At 57.9% G+C, this 18,650-nt stretch carries 17 protein-coding genes and 2 pseudogenes; 14 read left to right on the top strand and 5 right to left on the bottom strand.

Going from position 1 to position 18,650, the window contains the following annotated elements; genetic code table 11:
• Positions 1-218 precede the first annotated feature (218 nt).
• Positions 219-566 (top strand): LasR-specific antiactivator QslA, encoded by a 348-nt coding sequence (locus tag P3C50_RS23875; RefSeq protein WP_275547864.1) that lies wholly within the window; start codon positions 219-221, stop codon positions 564-566.
• Between the two features lie 42 nt (positions 567-608).
• Here P3C50_RS23875 and P3C50_RS23870 read toward each other — a convergent pair whose 3' ends face one another.
• From P3C50_RS23870 to P3C50_RS23855, 4 genes are all read right to left on the bottom strand, one after another.
• Positions 609-2,090 carry a PepSY domain-containing protein gene (locus P3C50_RS23870; RefSeq protein ID WP_275547873.1) on the bottom strand — a complete coding sequence of 494 codons (1,482 nt, stop codon included), beginning with the start codon at positions 2,088-2,090 and terminating at the stop codon, positions 609-611.
• Positions 2,091-2,095: 5 nt separating this feature from the next.
• Positions 2,096-4,255 carry a TonB-dependent receptor gene (locus P3C50_RS23865; protein ID WP_275547863.1) on the bottom strand — a complete coding sequence of 720 codons (2,160 nt, stop codon included), beginning with the start codon at positions 4,253-4,255 and terminating at the stop codon, positions 2,096-2,098.
• Between the two features lie 72 nt (positions 4,256-4,327).
• Positions 4,328-4,720, bottom strand: coding sequence for a DUF2946 domain-containing protein (locus P3C50_RS23860; protein WP_275547862.1), 393 nt, complete (start codon positions 4,718-4,720; stop codon positions 4,328-4,330).
• Positions 4,721-4,882: 162 nt separating this feature from the next.
• Positions 4,883-6,376: a methylenetetrahydrofolate reductase C-terminal domain-containing protein gene (locus P3C50_RS23855; protein WP_275547861.1), complete on the bottom strand. Its 1,494-nt coding sequence runs from the start codon at positions 6,374-6,376 to the stop codon at positions 4,883-4,885.
• Positions 6,377-6,796: 420 nt separating this feature from the next.
• Between P3C50_RS23855 and P3C50_RS23850 the strand changes: the two are divergent.
• The 4 genes and pseudogenes from P3C50_RS23850 (at position 6,797) to P3C50_RS23835 (ending at position 10,486) form a co-directional block, all read left to right on the top strand.
• Positions 6,797-7,353, top strand: a pseudogene (locus P3C50_RS23850) (epoxyqueuosine reductase QueH).
• A gap of 425 nt (positions 7,354-7,778) precedes the next feature.
• Entirely contained in the window at positions 7,779-8,762 is a 984-nt protein-coding gene (locus P3C50_RS23845; protein WP_275547859.1) for a DUF1852 domain-containing protein, read from the top strand.
• Between the two features lie 26 nt (positions 8,763-8,788).
• Entirely contained in the window at positions 8,789-9,817 is a 1,029-nt protein-coding gene (locus tag P3C50_RS23840; protein WP_275547858.1) for a methionine synthase, read from the top strand.
• Positions 9,818-9,967: 150 nt separating this feature from the next.
• Positions 9,968-10,486 carry a flavin reductase family protein gene (locus P3C50_RS23835; protein WP_275547857.1) on the top strand — a complete coding sequence of 173 codons (519 nt, stop codon included), beginning with the start codon at positions 9,968-9,970 and terminating at the stop codon, positions 10,484-10,486.
• Positions 10,487-10,577: 91 nt separating this feature from the next.
• Here the strand turns inward: P3C50_RS23835 and P3C50_RS23830 are convergent, their stop codons facing one another.
• The gene (locus tag P3C50_RS23830; RefSeq protein ID WP_275547856.1) at positions 10,578-12,515 is read right to left on the bottom strand and encodes a hybrid sensor histidine kinase/response regulator; all 1,938 of its coding nucleotides are present in this window, start codon (positions 12,513-12,515) and stop codon (positions 10,578-10,580) included.
• Between the two features lie 253 nt (positions 12,516-12,768).
• Here P3C50_RS23830 and P3C50_RS23825 point away from each other — a divergent pair, with 253 nt between their 5' ends.
• The 9 genes and pseudogenes from P3C50_RS23825 to P3C50_RS23785 all read left to right on the top strand — a co-directional run bounded on the left by P3C50_RS23825 (position 12,769) and on the right by P3C50_RS23785 (position 18,519).
• A complete protein-coding gene (locus tag P3C50_RS23825; protein WP_275547855.1) occupies positions 12,769-13,002 on the top strand; it encodes a hypothetical protein in 234 nt (77 codons plus the stop codon).
• A 900-nt stretch (positions 13,003-13,902) separates the two neighbouring features.
• A complete protein-coding gene (locus P3C50_RS23820; protein WP_275547854.1) occupies positions 13,903-14,247 on the top strand; it encodes a hypothetical protein in 345 nt (114 codons plus the stop codon).
• 33 nt (positions 14,248-14,280) lie between these two features.
• Positions 14,281-14,373, top strand: a pseudogene (locus tag P3C50_RS23815) (integrase); the annotation flags it as partial.
• 271 nt (positions 14,374-14,644) lie between these two features.
• Complete coding sequence (locus P3C50_RS23810; RefSeq protein WP_275547853.1) at positions 14,645-15,157, top strand: antirestriction protein ArdA; 513 nt, start codon at positions 14,645-14,647, stop codon at positions 15,155-15,157.
• A 505-nt stretch (positions 15,158-15,662) separates the two neighbouring features.
• Positions 15,663-16,034, top strand: a complete 372-nt coding sequence (locus P3C50_RS23805) for a helix-turn-helix domain-containing protein (RefSeq protein ID WP_343252779.1) — start codon at positions 15,663-15,665, stop codon at positions 16,032-16,034.
• Positions 16,035-16,045: 11 nt separating this feature from the next.
• Positions 16,046-16,873: a replication initiator protein A gene (locus tag P3C50_RS23800; RefSeq protein ID WP_275547852.1), complete on the top strand. Its 828-nt coding sequence runs from the start codon at positions 16,046-16,048 to the stop codon at positions 16,871-16,873.
• A 244-nt stretch (positions 16,874-17,117) separates the two neighbouring features.
• Complete coding sequence (gene parA / locus P3C50_RS23795) at positions 17,118-17,756, top strand: ParA family partition ATPase (RefSeq protein ID WP_037004274.1); 639 nt, start codon at positions 17,118-17,120, stop codon at positions 17,754-17,756.
• Complete coding sequence (locus tag P3C50_RS23790) at positions 17,753-17,995, top strand: hypothetical protein (RefSeq protein WP_275547851.1); 243 nt, start codon at positions 17,753-17,755, stop codon at positions 17,993-17,995. Before parA ends, P3C50_RS23790 begins: the two co-directional genes overlap by 4 nt.
• On the top strand, positions 17,992-18,519 hold the full coding sequence (locus P3C50_RS23785) for a S26 family signal peptidase (protein WP_275547850.1): 528 nt from the start codon (positions 17,992-17,994) through the stop codon (positions 18,517-18,519). The genes P3C50_RS23790 and P3C50_RS23785 overlap by 4 nt, the downstream gene beginning before the upstream one ends.
• The last annotated feature ends 131 nt before the right edge of the window (positions 18,520-18,650 follow it).

Genomic DNA, 18,650 nt, shown 5'->3' with positions numbered 1-18,650 from the left:
CCGAGGATTGATATCAGGGGAACGGGGCCGTGTTAGGCGGCGACATTGTGAAGATGAATCGATTCAAATGCTACTTTATAACATAGCACTTTATATGAAGACGGCTTGCAACCGGCAGACCTGCGCGTGCGCATCGCCGCTCACTCAACTTTGGATCTGCTCGATGAGATGGTCGTGCTCTATCGCCGCGTCCTCTCTGATGTTCAAGGAGGTGGCAGATGAGCAAGGGTGTGATGACCTACCTTCCGCCTCACTTCGGCCATCCAGTCATGGAGATAGCCTGGGCTGCCGACTGCCGGGACGCTTTCAATCAAGGCGTGAAGCTGGCACAGACCTGGCTCGATAACGCCCGCAGTGGATGGCTCTGGGCAGTAATGATCGCGGAGCGCGATCTGCTGCCCTGCGCTATTGAAAGGCGAGCTTTTGAGGTGGGTTTCCTGAGTCGTATCCACCAGCGTATGTGCTCGCATCTTCGCTGCGGTGAGCAGGCCGAGATCTATACCGCGGGTGATTGCTTTGGCCACAGAAAGACCCTGACGCGCGCCGAAGCGAGCTGTCAGGGCTGACCTGAGCCATGGCAAATGCCGATGAAGATACTGCCAATGACGCTAGGAGTGGCCATGCCTTTTCGTTTTGCAGGAGTGTGACCGACGTAAGCGACGCCAACCCAGCACAGTGCCGCTGAGGCAGATCACCAGACCGCCAAGGCTGAAGGCGATGATCAGGGCTTCGCGCAGCAGCGGGCGCTCCAGTAGCGGCGGCCAGTCCCAGCTATGCAGCAGGTTGAACAGCCAGCGGCCGATACGCTGGCGCTGGTCATGCCGCGCGACCATCTCGCCGCTGGCCGGGTCGAGGTAGACCCAAGTCTGCTCCGGGTCATCGAAGCGCACCCGCAATACTGGCAGCGGCCGGCTCTGGGAGCCGTACATGCTCTGCGCATCGCGGGCGAAGTAGTAGGAATCGAAACGCTCCAGCCAATCGCTTTGCAGCACCGTATCCGGCGCCATGAGGAGGGCCGTATCGAGCAGTTGCTCACGGGGGAGCTGACGCAGCAAGGTCTCGCCGAGCAACAGGCGGCTATCGCCGCTCGCATCGCGCGCCACCAGATAGGTGCGGCCATCCAGGCGACGCCATTCCAGCTCGACCACATCCAGCTCTGTACGCAGCAGTTGCAATGCACGGCTGACGGAAAGCGAGATATCCGCAGCACGCAGCTCGCCGCCCTGCATCAGCGCCGCGTCGAGGCGCGAACGGCTGTCGGTGGTGCCCCAGGGCCGCATGGACATCAAGCCACTGAAGATCCACGCCACCAAAACGACACCGAACAGCAGGCCACCAATATGGTGCCAACGCCACCAGCCTGCCGAATACGGGCTGCGCGAGCCGTTGCGATAGGGTTTGCGAAAACGCCAGCGCATCACGCCAACCACCATGCCCAGCACGGCCATGGCCGTGCCCAGCAGGGACAGGCCAATCACCAGTACGCGCCAGCCGTTGTCGAAACCAAAGCCACCGCGCAGCGGATAGAGCCAGTGCAGCCAGGCACCCAGCCAGTTCCAGCGCCTCTCCTGCAGACTGGCGTCGCGCACCACTTCGCCGGTCCTGCCGGACAGGTAGAGCCAGGTACGCTCGGCATCACCCAACTCGACCAGGTGCAGAGGACGCTCGGCATCCAGCGCACGCGAATGCGTCCAGACATCCTCCTCGAACTGGCCGCGATAACGCAGGGGCACGTCACCGGCATATTGCCGGGCGCCAGCCAGCGCCCAGGCTTCGTCGGCCCGCTCCAGTGGTTCACCGCTGCGCGCATCGAGGGTCACGCGGCGCCCGTCGGCCAGCTCCAGCAGATAGAACGGCTGGCCGCCCAGGCTGCTCAGGCGCAGCCGCTGCAACGGCAGCTGTGCCCATTGCGCCGGCACCTCCGCGCAGCAGGTCGCGGGCAGCGCCGGCAGATGCCCGAGGCGTTCGCTGCTGGTCAGCTTGGGGTAGCCTACATACAGCATCACCACCCCGGAGACGAACCACAGCGCCATCAGCAGGCACAGGCCGATACCCAGCCAGCGATGCCAGAGGTACAGCTGTCGCTTCAGCGCCATCAGTAACGCCACTGCACAGCCACTTCCAAGCTGCGTGGCTCACCCAGGTAGTACTGGGTGTTGCTCTGGTGGATGAAGCGGGCGTAGGTCTCGTCGGTGAGGTTGCGCAACCGCGCGCTCAGTTCGGTGTGGGCATCCAAGTCGTGCTTGAGGAACAGCCCGTAGACCGTGTACGACGGCACCCACATGGTGTTGGCGGTATTGGCGTAGACCGAGGAGACATAACGCGCATCGGCCCCCACCTGCCAGTCCGGTGCGACGTCATAGGTCAGCCAGAGGTTGGCCACGCGCTCGGGGATGTTCACCGGGTTCTTGCCCTTGCGCGATACCGCCACACCGCCGACGTTTTCGTTGAACTCGTCGTATTCGGCACGCACCCAGGCGACGTTACCGGCGGCGAGCAACTGCGGGGTGATCTTGAGCGAAGCTGCCAATTCGACACCGGTGGAGGTCTGCTGCCCGGCCTGCTCGGTGGTGTTCGGCACGCTGGAAGACGGCACCGAGATGTTCTTGCGCACGATGCGGTAGGCCGCCGCCGTCGCCGTGCCGCGACCATCGAGGAAGTCGAACTTGCTGCCCACCTCGACCTGGCGGCCGGTGCTCAGGTCGAAATCGGCGACCTGGGCGACCGAGGCGCTGGTCAGGGTGCCGCCTGGCGGTTCGGCCGAGGTGCTGTATTGGGTGTAGAGGCTGATGGCATCGGTGAGGTCATAGACCAGACCGACCCGTCCGGTGAAGGCATCCCAGCGGCGATCAAGCTCGACGCGGGTTGCATGTTCGAGCACCTCGAAGTCGATGTGGTCGTAGCGCAGCGCGGTGATCAGCGCCAGACGTTCGGTCAGCCGGGTACGGTTCTCGACGAAGGCCGAGGCGGTATCGGTCCAGGTGCTGCGACCCTTTGTACGCGGGGCGTCCATGCCGGGGATGTCGAGAAACTCGCCTGGATTGAAACCGTTGGGGTCGACCGTGTCGAAGTTCGCCGAGATCGACAGCGGGTAGTTGGTTTGCTGGTTGCGGCTGTACTCCAGACCGAAGGCCCAGTCGCTGGCCAGGCCGAACAGATCGCCGGCATGGGTCAGCTCGAAGCGGTCGCCATTGACCTCCTGATCATGACGCTGACGGTAAGCGGCAGAGCGGGTCACCTCGGTATTGGCGGCGTTGTAGCGATAACGCTCGAGGTTGCGGTAATCGCGCTGGCCCTTGTAGTGGTAGAAAGTGTTGCGCAGCTGGGTGGCGTCATCAAGGCTGTAGTCGGTGATCGAGCGCAGCCAGCGGGTGCGTTGCTCGTAGCGACCGTCCTCGACGTTGTAGTTGTTGAAGCGGTTGTGCTTGTCGATACGCAGCTTGCCACTCAGTGGCTGCAACGCCGGCGAGCCCCAGTACGGGCTGTCTTCCTGCTCTTCCAGGTACTCGATGGCCAGGGTGTGGGAGAGCTGGTCGTTGATGTCGCTGAGCAGGGAGAAGGCCAGGTTGCCGGCCCCGTTCTCCTGACGGTCGATATAGCCATTGGTGTGGGTGCGGCTGTAATCCAGGCGCGCGTAATGGCGCGGCCCGTCGCCCTGGTTGAGCGCCTGATTGACGCCGATGGCGGTTTCCCAGGTGTCATAGCGCGAGTAGCTGACACGCCCTTCCAGGCTATCCCGGTCACGGCTGGCCAGCTTGGTGATGTAGTTCAGGCTGCCGCCGACCGCACCGCTGCCATTGAGAAACGACGAAGGCCCGCCGAGCAGCTCGACCCGGTCGTAGATCCAGGCGCCGACAGGACGTGCCGAACCGCCGTACTGCAGGTTGATGCCATTGAACAACTGGCCGATCTGCGCGCCATTGAAGCCGCGATAGGCCACATAGCCGCCCCAGCCGGGCGGTGCCGACGCATTCACGCCGGGCAAGGCATTGGCGGCATCCTGGAAGTTGCGCACGCCCAGGCGCTCCATGGTCGCGCGGTCGGCCACGCTGACCGAGGCCGGGTTCTCACGAACGCGGAGATTGAGGCGCGAGCCGCTCTCGATGGTTTTGTCCAGGTTGATGCCAGTAGCCTCGTCAGGCTCGGCAGCAACGGCAGATACGGTGCTGGCAGGCAGCGTCAAGGCGTCATCTTGCGCCCAGGCAAGGGAGGTGGTGCTGCAGGCGAGCAGCGCCAGAGTGGTCATACGAAACATGTAAGGCTTCCAGGCTTTTGTTCGATAAGCCCGCACACGCCCTGGCCTCAAAGCCAGGTTGAACGGGCGATTTCAGAGCGCAGGAAGCAGAGAGGGAGAAGCGCGGGGATTAGCAGGAGGCCAGCGATAACGAGCAAGACGCGGGATGTTCAGCGTGAACAGCGGGCTTACACGCTCGACAGCGAGTAAACCGAGAAGGCCGAAGAACGCCGCCAGGATGATCGCGCTGAACAAACTGGCTAGGGCGCAGTTGGAACCCGTGGCCGGGTTCGGCGCGACGATACCGGAGCCGTCGAGGTCGGCGCCCGCGCCAAAGTTGCCGTCGAACGAGCAGTACTGACCATCGAGACCGCTGAGCTGCATGCCGGCCATCTGACCATGGCTGATCGCGCAGACGAACGCACTGAACAGGATGCTGAAGTACAGCATCCAAGCAGTTAGTGATCGGTCTTTGCGTAGTTTCATGGGATGCGACTCTACCACTTCAGCAAGAGCAAGTGCGTAGATTCTCATTCGCTGCAATGAGACTGATCCATTCGCGATCCGATGCACTTGCCGTAAAAATTTCCCACCGACGCTCACCCGAGTGACCTGCCATCACCGCCCCATCAATTCGCTTCATTTCGGCTACACAAGTTCATTCGAATCAGTCTGCTGAGGACTTAGGCCCGCAGCAGCGCTGGATCCATCAGCATTAAACCAACGTGGCCATGAACTCTGGTGTCTGGAGATGATGTCCACGCTTGGGATCAGTCGCTCGGTCAGTACAGCGGTCTGACCGAGGCTTTTAGCAATGCGATACTTAGCGCTGTGTATGCACTCTCGATCACCGAACTCGCAACGGTTGAGACGCGTGCCGCCACAAGGGCCATTAGCGACGCCTTTGGGACAAGTTTCCGGGCATATATACAGAGTGTCTTCAAGGCGGCAACTGCCGCAGGTGTCACATCCAACCAGCGGGCTTTTCAGACTTCGCTCCACCTTACACAACAAGCGTGCGCCACTCGGCGTAGTCCAGATGCGTCGCTGTACCGCCCAACCGAATCCTCGGCTTGCATAGCTACTGCGGTTGAAAACCAGTGAATGAAGGCCCGACAGCAAGTGATAGCGCAGCCTTTCCTTCGCTGAAGCGTTGACTTGGGATTCGCCCATCCGCCAACTGGCGCCTTCAGGGTTGAAGTTCACCACGGGTAACCCTTCGATCTGCCAGCTCGCTTCCCAGGCCGCGAACCATCGCTCCAGCGTTTGAACTTGTGTCTGCTGCTTCTCTATCGCCCGCTCCAGTTCCTCCAATTGCTCCACGTTATGGATTCCCGACAAGTGAATCCTGGCGTATCCCATCAGTTTAAGACCGATAATCTGCAATGCGAGGCGATCAGTGCTGCGTGCCTTGGCATAGGCTTTAGAAATACCCTCTTCGGATGCGAGGATGGCGCGCATGGACGCCGAAATCACCACACCTGGAACGTGCTCGAGCATGGCCGCCCGATTACGGGTAAGGCCTATGACGCATGCGATGACAGGAACCGCCCGACTCTGCCGTTGCCCCCATTCCCGTACTTCAAGGTACTTCACCGCATCGAAGCCCAACTGCAGCGTGAGGAAGTCTGCCCCGGCGGCGAGCTTTTTCTCGGCCTTGAAGTACTGCGCACCGCCCTCTTCCTCGCAATACTTAAACGGGTTGAGGGCCGCTCCCAATAACCAGTTGGGCCTGGCTTGGCGAACGATCTGCAAGGCGGAAACCGACTCCAGATAGCGTATTGGCTCTTGCCCAGGATCGTGGCCAGGCAGCCGATCACCGCTGAGCAGCAGGAACTGATCCAGGCCCATGGCGTCCATTCTGGCCAAATCTGCCAGGAGCGCCTCGCGCTCCCTGTCCTTGCCCGAAAAGTGGATCAGCGTGGGAACTGGCTTATCGAGTTTGCCAGCCGCATCTAGCGGCGTGATATCCGACGCGCCGCCAACCCGATCGGCAATAGCAGCGACCATTGGCCAGTCGCACAAGGTTTCATGACGCATCAACTTCTCGAATGCGGCGAAGTGCTCTACAGCAGGCTTAGGAACGAATTCGACGACACACACGAAACGATGTTCGTGTAGTGCCTTTTTCAGCAGGCTCATTATTGGGGATATCCGTCTTGCAATGGACTGACTTCGGACGCCAAGACGCGGCATTCTGAATGAGGCGGTCACTGTCTAGCATGCCTGTATGCGCAGAGAAGCTTTGTGAAAGAGACATGTGGCGACACTTGGGCGCTAGTCCCCATACCACGTTTACGCCTTCGCCCGCCTAAATCGCCCGCTGCGTTAATCCGAGTCCCGCACTGGCGCAACGCGCCCGGCGTGGTGCCTGCGAGGTTTGCGCAAAACGTGGAACGTACGCTGTTCTTGAGACACGATCATGAGAAAAATTTCTATTCATCTCGCAGGAAATCAGTTTGCCTCGCGAGCTGGTGGCGTTGAAAATTTCTCTATACCGATCGTAACGCTGACGAAGCAGCTCTCCGGGCTCGGCTTCGCCCTATTTTTTGGAGAGCTTCGATGCTAAATCAGCGCCCTAAGCTGAGCCTACCGGGTGGCGCCGACAAACTGCTGCTGCACTCCTGCTGCGCAAGGACGAGAACATTCGCTTTGCCGAGCAGAACGGTGTGCCGTTCATAGACGCCGACTATGACACCGACAACTGGTTCGCTCGCGCCAAGGGCATGGAGCACGAGCCGGAGCGCGGTATCCGCTGCACCATGTGCTTCGATATGCGCTTCGAGCGTACTGCGTTGTACGCCTACGAGAACGGCTTTTCGGTGATTTCCAGTTCGCTGGGTATCTCGCGCTGGAAGAACATGCAGCAGATCAATGACTGCGGCCAGCGCTCAGTGGCCAAGTACCCTGGAATCAGCTACTGGGATTACAACTGGCGCAAGGGTGGCGGTGCGGCGCGGATGATCGAGATCAGCAAGCGTGAGCGCTTCTACCAGCAGGAATACTGCGGTTGCATCTATTCGCTGCGCGACACCAACCACCACCGCAAGGCTACAGGCCGCGACATCATTCGGATCGGCGTGCAGTACTACGGTGATGACGAAGCCCATGACAATTGATAGCCACCCGCCAGGGCAAACCATAGAACATGGCTGGTAAGGTGGCTTCCGAAATTATCCTGAACGTCTGAAAAACTCCGTTTAGCGTCGCCCGACGCTATGGGTGCGTTGTGGCGTATGGCATACCTACGTCTATCAGCGGGAAAACGATTCGCTGATTCGCCTTGATGTCTTCAAGCAGAGCAAAAAGCAACCATAGCGCCAGCTAGCGCACCTCAGTACACGAGTGAGCCCCTTGGAACTGGGCTGCCGTGATCGTGAGCAGAGCTAATGATCAGGTGAAATAAGATCAGTTCTGTTCAATCAGTGCACTACATAGAATGCAGTACTCCTTGCTGCCAGCAGCACAGAAAACTACCCATTGGAAAATCCCTGAAGCGCCAGAAACGAACTCAGGGCTGTCTTGAATATTAGGTCGGGTCGAGATGAATCAAGAATTTACATTTGCCGTCAAGAGTATTCGTTTTGATGAGAACTACCAGCCATCAGACAGTACCCGTCTCACTACAAACTTTGCCAACTTGGCCCGCGGGCAGCATCGTCAAGAGAACCTGCGCAACGCGCTCAGGATGATTGACAATCGTTTCAATGCCTTGGCGCAATGGGACAATCCTCAGGGTGATCGTTATTCCGTCGAGCTGGAAATTATCTCCGTCGAGATGAATGTTGGCTCCGCGGGGAATGAAAATACCTTCCCTGTAATTGAAGTATTGAAAACCAGCGTTTTTGATAAAAAAACAAATAAGCGCATTGAAGGTGTTGTAGGCAATAACTTCTCCTCCTACGTCAGGGATTACGACTTTAGCGTGCTGTTGTTGGAACACAACAAAGGACAACAAGGATTTGGTATTCCAGAAGGCTTCGGTGACTTACATGGAAAGCTCTTCAAGCATTTTGTGAATTCCGAAGCTTACAAGCAGAACTTCAGTAAGCCACCTGTTATCTGCCTTAGCGTCTCGGATAATAAGGTCTACCGTCGCACTGAGAATCAGCACCCTGTACTTGGGTTTGAATACCAACCCAATGAGTCATCCTTGACGGAAAGCTATTTCAAGAAGATGGGCTTGCAGGTTCGTTACTTCATGCCTTCTGGCAGTGCTGCGCCATTAGCGTTCTATTTCTTTGGTGATTTGCTCAATGACTACACTGCTCTTGAGTTGATCAGCACCATCAGTACGATGGAAACGTTCCAGAAGATTTACCGCCCAGAAATTTATAACGCCAATGCTCCGGCAGGCCAACGTTATCAGCCGAACCTGAAGAACCAGGACCACTCGTTAACTCGTGTCGTTTACGATCGCGAAGAACGTAGCCGTCTGGCCATCGAGCAGGGCCGCTTTACTGAAGAACATTTCATCAAACCATACCAATCCGTTCTTGAAAAATGGTCTGCTAGTTGCGGCCTCTGATTAACCAGAATATAAGGTTATCTATAATGAAGAAGTTATTGCCTACGTCGACAGCCGGCAGCTTGCCCAAACCTTCCTGGCTTGCAGAGCCCGAGAAGCTTTGGTCACCTTGGAAACTGCAAAATGAAGAGCTGATTGAAGGTAAGCAGGATGCTCTGCGCTTGTCGCTGCAGGAGCAACAGCAAGCAGGTATCGATATCGTCAGCGATGGCGAACAATCGCGCCAACACTTCGTCACCACGTTTATTGAGCACCTCGACGGCGTCGACTTCGAGAAGCGTGAGACCGTCAGAATCCGTGATCGCTATGACGCGAGTGTGCCTTCGGTTGTAGGAGAAGTCAGTCGCTCAAAACCTGTTTTTGTTGAAGATGCCAAGTTTCTGCGTCAGCAAACCAATCAGCCTATCAAGTGGGCCTTGCCTGGTCCTATGACCATGATCGACACGCTTTACGACGGCCATTACAAAAGCCGTGAAAAGCTAGCCTGGGAGTTCGCCAAGATTCTCAACCAGGAAGCCAAGGAGCTGGAGGCAGCAGGCGTTGACATCATCCAGTTCGATGAGCCTGCATTCAATGTGTTCTTCGACGAGGTCAATGACTGGGGTATTGCTACGTTAGAACGAGCCATCGAAGGACTGAAGTGCGAGACGGCCGTGCATATTTGCTATGGCTACGGCATCAAGGCCAATACTGACTGGAAGAAGACGCTCGGGTCCGAGTGGCGCCAGTATGAAGAGATCTTCCCCAAGCTGCAGAAGTCGAACATCGACATCATCTCGCTGGAGTGCCAAAACTCTCGCGTGCCGATGGAGTTGCTCGAACTCATTCGCGGAAAGAAAGTGATGGTCGGTGCCATTGATGTGGCAACTAATACCATCGAGACCCCAGAGGAAGTGGCCAACACGCTGCGCAAAGCGCTTCAGTTTGTAGACGCCGACAAACTTTGCCCTTGCACCAACTGTGGTATGGCTCCGTTGTCTCGCCGAGTCGCCAGAGGCAAGCTGAATGCGCTGAGTGCCGGCGCGGAGATTGTCCGCCGAGAGCTCTCTGCCTAAGTACTGAGCTAACACTGGATATGCTGGGTGAAATATGGCCTGTCGTAACTGATCGACTGGCCATATTCAAGGCAGTAATGCTTGAAAATAGCAACCTACCTCAGGTTCTCTCCAGCACGTTCGAGTAGTACCTAATATTCAGGCTTTACTATGTCACTCCCTTGCAATGCTATCGAGCCATTGCGCTTTCGCGAAGCGCTCGGACACTACGCATCCGGTATCACGGTCATTACATCGCTCATCGACGATGAGCCGCTTGGCTTCACTTGCCAGTCGTTCTACAGCGTGTCAATGAGCCCGCCGCTGGTGTCATTCAGCGTAATGGCCAAGTCGTACAGCTATCCCAAAATCCGCCAGGCAGGTCGATTCGCAGTCAACATCCTGTCAGGCGAACAGGCCGAAATATCCAACACCTTCGCTCGACAAGGGGCTGACAAGTGGAACGGTGTTGAGTGGTGCGAATCACCACTGGGCAATCCAATCATTGGCGACAGCCTGCACTGGCTGGATTGCGAGATTCACGCCGAGCATGTTGCCGGCGATCATCTGATCGTGATTGGTGAAGTGAAAGCATTGCACGTTCAGGAAAATATTGCTGCACGGCCTTTACTGTATTTTAAAGGGCGATATTGCGAACTTGCGATACCTGGCGAAAAAGGCCTCAAGTAATAACGACAATATGCGCCACCAACGCTTCGCCACTAGATTATCAGTTCGACTTGCTCGAAAGTACCTCGCGTTGCAAAAAGTGTCATAGACATCAAGCTGTGAAGGCCGACAATGCTTGTAGCGAGACCCGCGCTAGTGTTTCCTGATCAAAAGGTTTATGAAGCCTGGGCAGCTTGAACGCTAGCTCTTCAGCAGCTCTATCTGCGAATCCTGAGGCAAGCACAACAGGCAACCTAGGATGTGAAGAGCTAAGCTGTTCAGCCAACTGGGCTCCAGTCATACCCGGCATCACCTGATCGGTAATAACCAAGTCTACGACCATTGTTTCCAACTTAGCGACTGCCTCCTCCGCGGAGTTTGCTTGCGAAACGCTCGCACCAAGATCTTCGAGCATCGCGGTGGTGCTGAGCAATACTAACGGATCGTCGTCGACCACCAAGACAGAGTGATTTTTCAGTTCAACGCCTCGTAAGGGAGGAGCGTCGACTTCCGGATCGTTTGCGACAGGAGCGTCCACCGCTGGCAGCCAAAGCTCGGCGGTAGTTCCATGGCCGCGCTTACTTTTGAGATGAAGACGGCCGCCCGATTGCTCCGCAAGGCCATGAACCATGGAAAGTCCCAGGCCGGTGCCTTTACCAGCCCCTTTGGTGGTGAAGAATGGCTCCTTGGCGCGCTGAAGCGTTGAGCTATCCATTCCGCTACCAGTATCGGTGATCGAAAGGCAGACGTACCGGCCAGGCTTCAGATCTTCTCCTGCTCCGCAAACCTCTCGCTCCACTGCTGCAATCGTTATTAGGCCGCCGGAGGGCATAGCATCCCGTGCATTGACAGCCAGGTTCAGCACCGCCATTTCCAATTGATTCGGGTCGGCCATTACGGACGTCAGAAAAAGAGGAAATTGAGTTTCGATGCTGATCCTGGCTCCCAAAGAGCGTTGGAGGAGTCCAGCCATGCTTCTGACTAAATCGGGTAAATCGACCGGCTCTACTCTCAGCTCCTGTCGACGCGCGAAGGCCAGCATTCGATGGGTCAGCGTCGCTCCGCGCTGCGCTGCTTGAAGTGCATTCTCCAGAAGCGAGCTTGATTTGGGATCGCTTACTCGCTTAAGAACAAGCTGCAAGGCCCCATGTATTACCATTAGAAGATTGTTGAAGTCGTGAGCCACTCCGCCCGTCAGTTGACCCAGCGCCTCCATCTTCTGGGACTGAAAAAGCGCCTCGCGAGCTTGCTCCAATGCGATCTGCGTCTCGCGGCTCTCTGTAATATCGCGAGTGACCTTGGCGAACCCAATGACGGATCCGTCGACGTCCCGAACTGGATCGACTACGACGTTAGCCCAGATCAATCTGCCGTCCTTGCGGACCCGCCACGCCTGGGTTTCAAAACGCCCTTCTCGCGCAGCGGTGGCAAGCCCACGTTCAGGCTCGCCTCTTTCCCGGTCCGCCTCCGTGAAAAACAAGGAGTAGTGTTTGCCAATCACTTCGTCAGGTGTATAACCTTTTATGCGCTCTGCGCCGCTGTTCCAGTTCGTGATCACGCCGGATGCGTCGAGCATGTAGATGGCGTAGTCGGTAACGCTCTGCACTAGCAATCGAAACTGCCGTTCACGTTCCAGAAACTCGGTTTCGGCGCGTTTCCTTTCGGTCAAGTCTCGTGTGATTTTTGCGAAGCCAAGGATGCTACCGTTGGAAGACAAGATCGGATCGATGACGACGTGACACCAGAATCGACTGCCGTCCTTTTTTAGTCTCCACCCTTCACCTTCAAATCTACCCTCTTGGGCGGCGGTCTGAAGGGCTTTCTGCGGTAAGCCTGCCTTGACGTCCGCGGGTTGGTAGAAAACTGAGAAATGCTTACCTAGAACCTCGGCCTCATCGTAACCTTTAAACCGCTTCGCACCTGGGTTCCAGCTTGAAACAAGCCCATCCGGGCTGAGCATATAAATGGCGTAGTCGGTAATGGAGTCAATGAGCAGACGGTAGCGATCGCCTGCATCCGCTGAATCGTTAGAATTGTTATTGTCGAACATTGGTTCCTCGAGCACGCCAAGCGGTACAGATGACTGACAACAGTAGCTAGTGCTTCGGCTGTTCGCCGAAAGCATCAGCATGTTACAGCAAGCCCCCGCTGGAAGCGGGGCGGTATGGACCATAGGTGAACACTGAACGTGGTTTTGACCCTAGCAGGGCTGACCTATTCAGGCATTTTTTGAAGGGCATGGTCCATTGGCATCGGCGGCGAAGCCGAATATTCTGGTTCAGAGCATTTGACAGGATTGTCGGATGAAAGAGTGGCTTGTTATCTACAGAAAGGTTGATGGTTCCGAAGGATGGGTCGTTATCAACACGGCTTCTATTCCCAAACTGAAAGCGGTCGCGTGGCACGCCATCATGAAAGCTTACGATCAGAACCCTCCACATCTTCTAGGAAATCTATCTACAGAGCGATGGCTGGAGAAATGCGGCATAGAACTGGTTGACTTACAACTTATACGCAGAAAGAAAACTACCATGTAATCGGATGCTGCGGCCAGCGGAAGCCAGGCCTTTGAATTAACTCGGCAGAACGCGGACCGCAGATTCAAGCCAGTCAAGCTTGTAGCTCTCCCTGCTGGATTAATTATCCACCGCGCATTTTGCAATTGCATTGAGCCCTGCATCCCCCTACAGCAGCCCTACGGTAATACTGCACCGACTGGCAGGCCAGGGGAATGATGTCGATTGCAGCTTCGGTACAGCGTTGCTGGTCGTCATGCAATTGGCTCAGCTGGGCTGGCTTAGATGGCTTCAAACCTGCCTGGAATCAAACAGTCTCTGCGGTTAATTTGCTGGAGCAGTCTCCAGTTATTCTGAGCGGACTTGACGCGATGCACGTTTTACTTGCAGCTCACGCTCAGTGGTCCGAGCTTCCTCCGTCTTCGTACATGATCGCTGACTATGCAGCAAGTCCCCTACCGAACTTCCGTATGTAGTGACCAAAACGGAAGCGATCTCATGCTCAAACCGCCCCGCAACTAGCTGTCAGGCCATGCTTCAGGCTGCAGTAGCTGGACTGCTTGAGCATCAGGACCGAATGAAAACGGCATCGGACGCGCATTCCGCCATGCAGTGGACTGGCTTAGGATGTTGGGATGGGCGTAAAAAATAAGGTATCGGAACATCATTGCGAATGAGCTTCTACGCCTCCGAATCAGCTTGTAGTGGTCTTCTTAGCTGGATGCCCTATCCACCGGCAACGTTCTGAACAGCCTAGACATTGCAGTCCGCATGATAGCTTTTTGACTGCCAATGCGTTTTGCACGCCCCCCCTTTGCTTGCAAACCAGGAAACTGGCCTCATTCAATAAATTATCATTTTTTGAGGATGGCATAAATCCTGCTTGCGGGTTTCGCACAAACGCAACGGAGTTCAATCGCCATGGACCATACCATTCGCTATTTAACCCAACATTTACCTGGGCATGACGTTTTGATCAAGGCGCGCCCAGACGGTAAGATACTGATGTCGTTTAGCAAGAACGGCTCATGCCTTTATATGAAAGCTATTGATCCTTGCAGCCTAATATCCGAGGCGGACTTGGACTCCTTAGTTGAAGGATTCAAACTTGACCGTAAATTAATCAGTGGAAATATCCATAAAGAAGATATCGAAAAAAAATTGCTGCATAACGCCCTTCCCACCTTTAGTGGACATCCAATCAATCCCACAGCGGCTAAGATGCTTTGGAAAAGGCGGCAAACAGGTCCTCACGCATCTCGCTAGAGTCTGGTGTTTGTAGTGGTCAAGCATCCCGGACAGAGGGTTAAGGTTTTAATCGGTCGCACGAAACTTGAAAGCACCATCAGATACTGGAGAATCGAAGTCGATGACGCGCTGGAAGCTGCCTAACACAACAGGCTGCTTTGGGTCGGTTCCGGCCAGTTGCTAACTGATGAAATTCGTTGCTATCACCACAGGCGGTGACGTTCTCCCTAGTGCAAAAGCAGGGGTTCTTGCCCCCTCAAACTCAAGAAAAATAGACGGTTTCCACCCGGCCGCTGCGCTGGGTGGAGCCTCCGCGATTTTTCCTGATTTTTTCACGACCGCCTTAGTCGCCCTAGTCGGCAGGGGTTCATGCGCAGCGCAAGCGCAGAACCCTGAAGACGAAGGAGCGAAAGCCATGAGCAAACACATCAGGATCTACGTTGCCGACCTGGCCGCCTACAACGCCGGTCACCTGCATGGCGTCTGGATCGATGCCACCCTGGAGCTGGACGATATCCAAGCGCAGGTCAGTGCCATGCTGGCGGCCTCACCGGTCGAGGGTGCGGAAGAGTTTGCCATCCACGATTTCGAGGGCTTCGACGGTTACCGCCTCGGTGAGTATGAGGGCCTCGAGAACGCCCACGAGATTGCCTGCTTCATCGAGGAGTACCCCGAGTTCGGCGGCGCCCTGCTCGCTCACTTCAACGACCTGGAGCAGGCGCGCAAGGCGGCCGAGGAGGACTATTGCGGCTGCTACAGCTCGCTGGCTGACTACGCCCAGGAGCTGACTGAGGAAACCAGCAGCATTCCGCAGCACCTGGCCATGTACATCGACTACCGCGCCATGGCGCGCGATATGGAATACAGCGGCGACGTATTCACTTTGGAGACCGGCTTCGAGCAGGTGCACGTGTTCTGGAATCGCTAACCCAGCGGAAGGCACCGGGGCGACCCGGTGCCTTGTTTTTTGCGCCCCTGTCCTGCCGGCCACCCGCGCGCCCCACCCGGAAGGCTGTTGCACGGGTGCGCCCCCCGGCGAGCAGCCTGGAACAACCACGTTGTGCTGCCAGTTGATTGAGACCGTTACGGTCTTACGGTTTTGCCCAAATCCGTCGATCCGCATCCAAGGATTTACGGATTGGTGGGGAAGCGGATTTAAGTTTTTACGGATTTACAGAAATCCGCCGTTGCGGTTTTCCGGTTTTGTGGAAAGCCGCAGATCCGTATATCCGTGGGGCTACGCGTGCGGAGCTTAGCGTGCTTGAGCACCATGGCCGGTGACCCGCGTAGATGGGCGTATACGGTCAGCGTCCAGACCATCCCGGTATCAATCCTCTCCCCTCCTGCCTGCGTATTCGCCCAGACCCAACCCGGCATGATCGAATGCGATTGCTGCCGCACGGTGCACCTCCCACGTCAACGGAGGACACACCATGTCGCACTCAACCAATCTTTCCCATCACTCGCGTCGCATCGATCTCGATGCCCCGCTGCATCGCAAGGCCGGGCCAACGGCGCATGCCATGCGGCCTGTGGAGGGCGCTGACGAGGCCCAAGCACCACAGACCTGCCCTGCCACTCGCTACCTCACCAACAACGAAGCAGCGGCCTTCCTGCGGCTGTCTCCGCGCACGCTGGAAAAGCAGCGGGTGATAGGCGGCGGGCCGCGCTTTCACAAGTTTGGCCGGCGGGTGATGTACGCGCTCGCCGATCTCGAGTCCTGGGCCGGTGAGCGCAGCTTCGAGACCACCTTCGATCCCGAGTACATCGACCGCCACCCGGGAGCACAGCGTGATGATCAGTGAAACCTTCGCCTATGAATTGTCGGCATCTCGATTTGACTTCGCAGAGCGAGCAACTGGATCTGTTCCGCGCCCTTCCGGGGGATATGGCGCCACGCGATGCCCAGGATCTGATGGCGCATTCGTTCTTCTCGCTGGCCAAGTCGCGGCGCACCGTGCCCATCGACTTTCGCTCCGGCGAGGTCAGAGTACGCGTGGAAGGCACGCTGGAACATGGCATCGCCACGATCTGGGATGCCGACATCCTGATCTGGGCGGCCAGCCAGCTTGTCGAGGCGCGCGATGCGGGTATCCCCACTTCTCGACTGATGCGTGCGACGCCCTACCAGATCCTGCGCTTCATCGGCCGCGGCACCTCGCTGCGCGACTACCAGCGCCTGAAGGCGGCGATGGATCGGCTGCAGTCGACCAGCGTGGCCACCTCGATCCGAGAGACCACTGGCCGACGCTTGCACCGTTTCTCCTGGATCAACGAGTGGAAGGAGCTGGCTGCGTCGGATGGCCGGCCAATGGGTATCGAGCTGATCCTGCCGGACTGGTTCTACAGCGGGGTACTGGATCAGGCGCTGGTGCTGACCATCGACCCGGCCTACTTCCGACTCACCGGCGGCATCGAGCGCTGGCTGTACCGCTTGGTACGCAAGCACGGCGGCAGGCAGAAGGACGGCTGGCAGTTCGACTTTCGCCACCTGTACCGCAAATCAGGCAGCTCTGCGCGCTATTCGGACTTTGCTTTGGATGTGCGTGCGCTGGCCGCCCGGCAGCCACTTCCAGGGTATCGCCTGGAGGTTGTTCACCTGCCCCCATCGACCGAGCTGCTGGCCTTCCGGCGCGTGCCGTAAACGGCACGGGGATAACTTGCGGAAAAGCTGTGAATGCAGTCGTGCTATCAGGCGCAACTGGGCTCGTGCTATCAGGCGCATCCCCATCGTGCTATCAGGCGCACGAACTCCGCTACAGGCCACGACTGGCGTGGCTTTCAGCTCCCCTTAACTTAACTAACTTAAAAGCTCTAACTTGTTATTGGGGCAGCGCCGCTGTGTGGACAGATGCTGATCAGGGCGGTCTTGCCGGGGGGAACCGGCCATGATCGTCGCCCTGCTCAACCAGAAAGGAGGGGTGGGCAAGACCACCCTCGCCACCCATATCGCCGGTGAACTGGCCCTGCGTGGAAAGAACGTCATCCTGCTCGATGCCGATCCGCAAGGGTCGGCGTTGGATTGGACACAACGGCGCAGCCAGCAGGGCTTGCCTAGGCTGTTCAGCGCCGTGGGTCTGGCGCGCGAGACGCTGCACCAGGAAGCCCCAGAGCTCGCTCGTCGCGCCGATCACATCATCATCGACGGACCACCGCGCATCGCCGCCCTCGCCCGCTCGGCGTTGCTGGCGGCAGATCGCGTGTTGATCCCGGTGCAGCCCAGCCCCTACGACCTGTGGGCCAGCGCGGAGATGGTCAACCTGATCCGCGAAGCGCAGGTGTTCAGGCCAACGCTGCGCGCGGCATTTGCCATCAACCGCCGCGTCAGCACCACGGTGATCGGCCGCGAAGCGCGCGGCGCCTTGGCCGACCAACCGCTACCGGCGATGCAGGCCGAGGTACGCCAGCGCATCGTCTTCGCCGAAAGCGTGGCTGCTGGTCGCCTGGCCCGCGAACTGGCGCCGGACAGCGCCGCCGCGCGGGAGGTCAGCAGCCTGGTCGACGAGCTGCTGAGGTGGTCGCCATGAGCGGCAAGCGCATCGGTATCGGTGCACGTCCACTGTCTGATCCGCAGGCCGAAGCCTGGATACGCAAAGGCGCTGGAATCGATAACGGCAAGGTCGAGCGCTATAGCGCCCGACTAACGCTGGACGTGACGCCATCACTGCGCACGCGGATCAAGCTGGCGGCCTTTGACCGCGGCGTGACGATGTCGGAGATGCTGCGCGAAGTGCTGGAGCGGCAGTTTCCGGAGGCGACGTCGTGACCTTGGGTACTCGCGGCGTGCGGTGGCCACTGGCGCTGCTAGCCTGCAGCTTGTTGGCCCTGGGTTCGGCAGCAATTGCGACGTCGCCACCACGGCTGGTCTACAACGCGTCCGACAGCGTGCCCGTCGGCTGGTACCGCATTTCGCCGACCAACTCGTTGGCGCCGGGCGATCTGGTGTTGGTTCGCCTGCCACCGGAGGTGAGGTCGCTGGCAGCGCATCGCGGCTACCTGCCGGCGAACGTGCCGCTGCTGAAGACCGTGGCGGCGATGGCGCCGCAGAAGGTGTGCGTACAGGGCAGCCGGGTGCATATCGATGGCGTCGTGGTTGTCAGGCGCATGAGGTGGGATCGACAGGGGCGCGTGCTGCCAGCTTGGCAGGCCTGTCGACGCCTGATTGGCGATCAGCTGTTCCTGCTCAGCAGCAACAACCCGGCGTCGTTCGACAGCCGCTACTTCGGCCCGGTGTCTGCAAACACGGTGATCGGTCGGGCGCAACCGCTGTGGCTGGAGTCGCGTCGATGAGCTGGCCGTTTCCCTGTCGCCCCGTATGCCGACTGCATGCGCTCGATGTTCGCACTCGCGGGCCACCTGGCTGCAGATAACTCTGCCCTTGCCTGCCGGCCAGGAGCTTTGGAAGTCGTCGTCCCGCCTCT

This window comes from Pseudomonas sp. Marseille-Q0931, from assembly GCF_940789645.1.
Classification (GTDB): domain Bacteria; phylum Pseudomonadota; class Gammaproteobacteria; order Pseudomonadales; family Pseudomonadaceae; genus Aquipseudomonas.
Note: the sequence above shows the minus strand (reverse complement) of the source record. Positions and strands in the feature narration are given on the sequence as shown.

Bases quoted from the DNA above. Each gene is read 5' to 3' on its own strand.
- P3C50_RS23875 (WP_275547864.1), top strand. From the start codon at position 219: ATGAGCAAGGGTGTGATGACCTACCTTCCGCCTCACTTCGGCCATCCA.
- P3C50_RS23865 (WP_275547863.1), bottom strand. From the start codon at position 4,255: ATGTTTCGTATGACCACTCTGGCGCTGCTCGCCTGCAGCACCACCTCC.
- P3C50_RS23860 (WP_275547862.1), bottom strand. From the start codon at position 4,720: ATGAAACTACGCAAAGACCGATCACTAACTGCTTGGATGCTGTACTTC.
- P3C50_RS23855 (WP_275547861.1), bottom strand. From the start codon at position 6,376: ATGAGCCTGCTGAAAAAGGCACTACACGAACATCGTTTCGTGTGTGTC.
- P3C50_RS23845 (WP_275547859.1), top strand. From the start codon at position 7,779: ATGAATCAAGAATTTACATTTGCCGTCAAGAGTATTCGTTTTGATGAG.
- P3C50_RS23840 (WP_275547858.1), top strand. From the start codon at position 8,789: ATGAAGAAGTTATTGCCTACGTCGACAGCCGGCAGCTTGCCCAAACCT.
- P3C50_RS23835 (WP_275547857.1), top strand. From the start codon at position 9,968: ATGTCACTCCCTTGCAATGCTATCGAGCCATTGCGCTTTCGCGAAGCG.
- P3C50_RS23830 (WP_275547856.1), bottom strand. From the start codon at position 12,515: ATGTTCGACAATAACAATTCTAACGATTCAGCGGATGCAGGCGATCGC.
- P3C50_RS23825 (WP_275547855.1), top strand. From the start codon at position 12,769: ATGAAAGAGTGGCTTGTTATCTACAGAAAGGTTGATGGTTCCGAAGGA.
- P3C50_RS23820 (WP_275547854.1), top strand. From the start codon at position 13,903: ATGGACCATACCATTCGCTATTTAACCCAACATTTACCTGGGCATGAC.
- P3C50_RS23810 (WP_275547853.1), top strand. From the start codon at position 14,645: ATGAGCAAACACATCAGGATCTACGTTGCCGACCTGGCCGCCTACAAC.
- P3C50_RS23805 (WP_343252779.1), top strand. From the start codon at position 15,663: ATGTCGCACTCAACCAATCTTTCCCATCACTCGCGTCGCATCGATCTC.
- P3C50_RS23800 (WP_275547852.1), top strand. From the start codon at position 16,046: ATGAATTGTCGGCATCTCGATTTGACTTCGCAGAGCGAGCAACTGGAT.
- parA (WP_037004274.1), top strand. From the start codon at position 17,118: ATGATCGTCGCCCTGCTCAACCAGAAAGGAGGGGTGGGCAAGACCACC.
- P3C50_RS23790 (WP_275547851.1), top strand. From the start codon at position 17,753: ATGAGCGGCAAGCGCATCGGTATCGGTGCACGTCCACTGTCTGATCCG.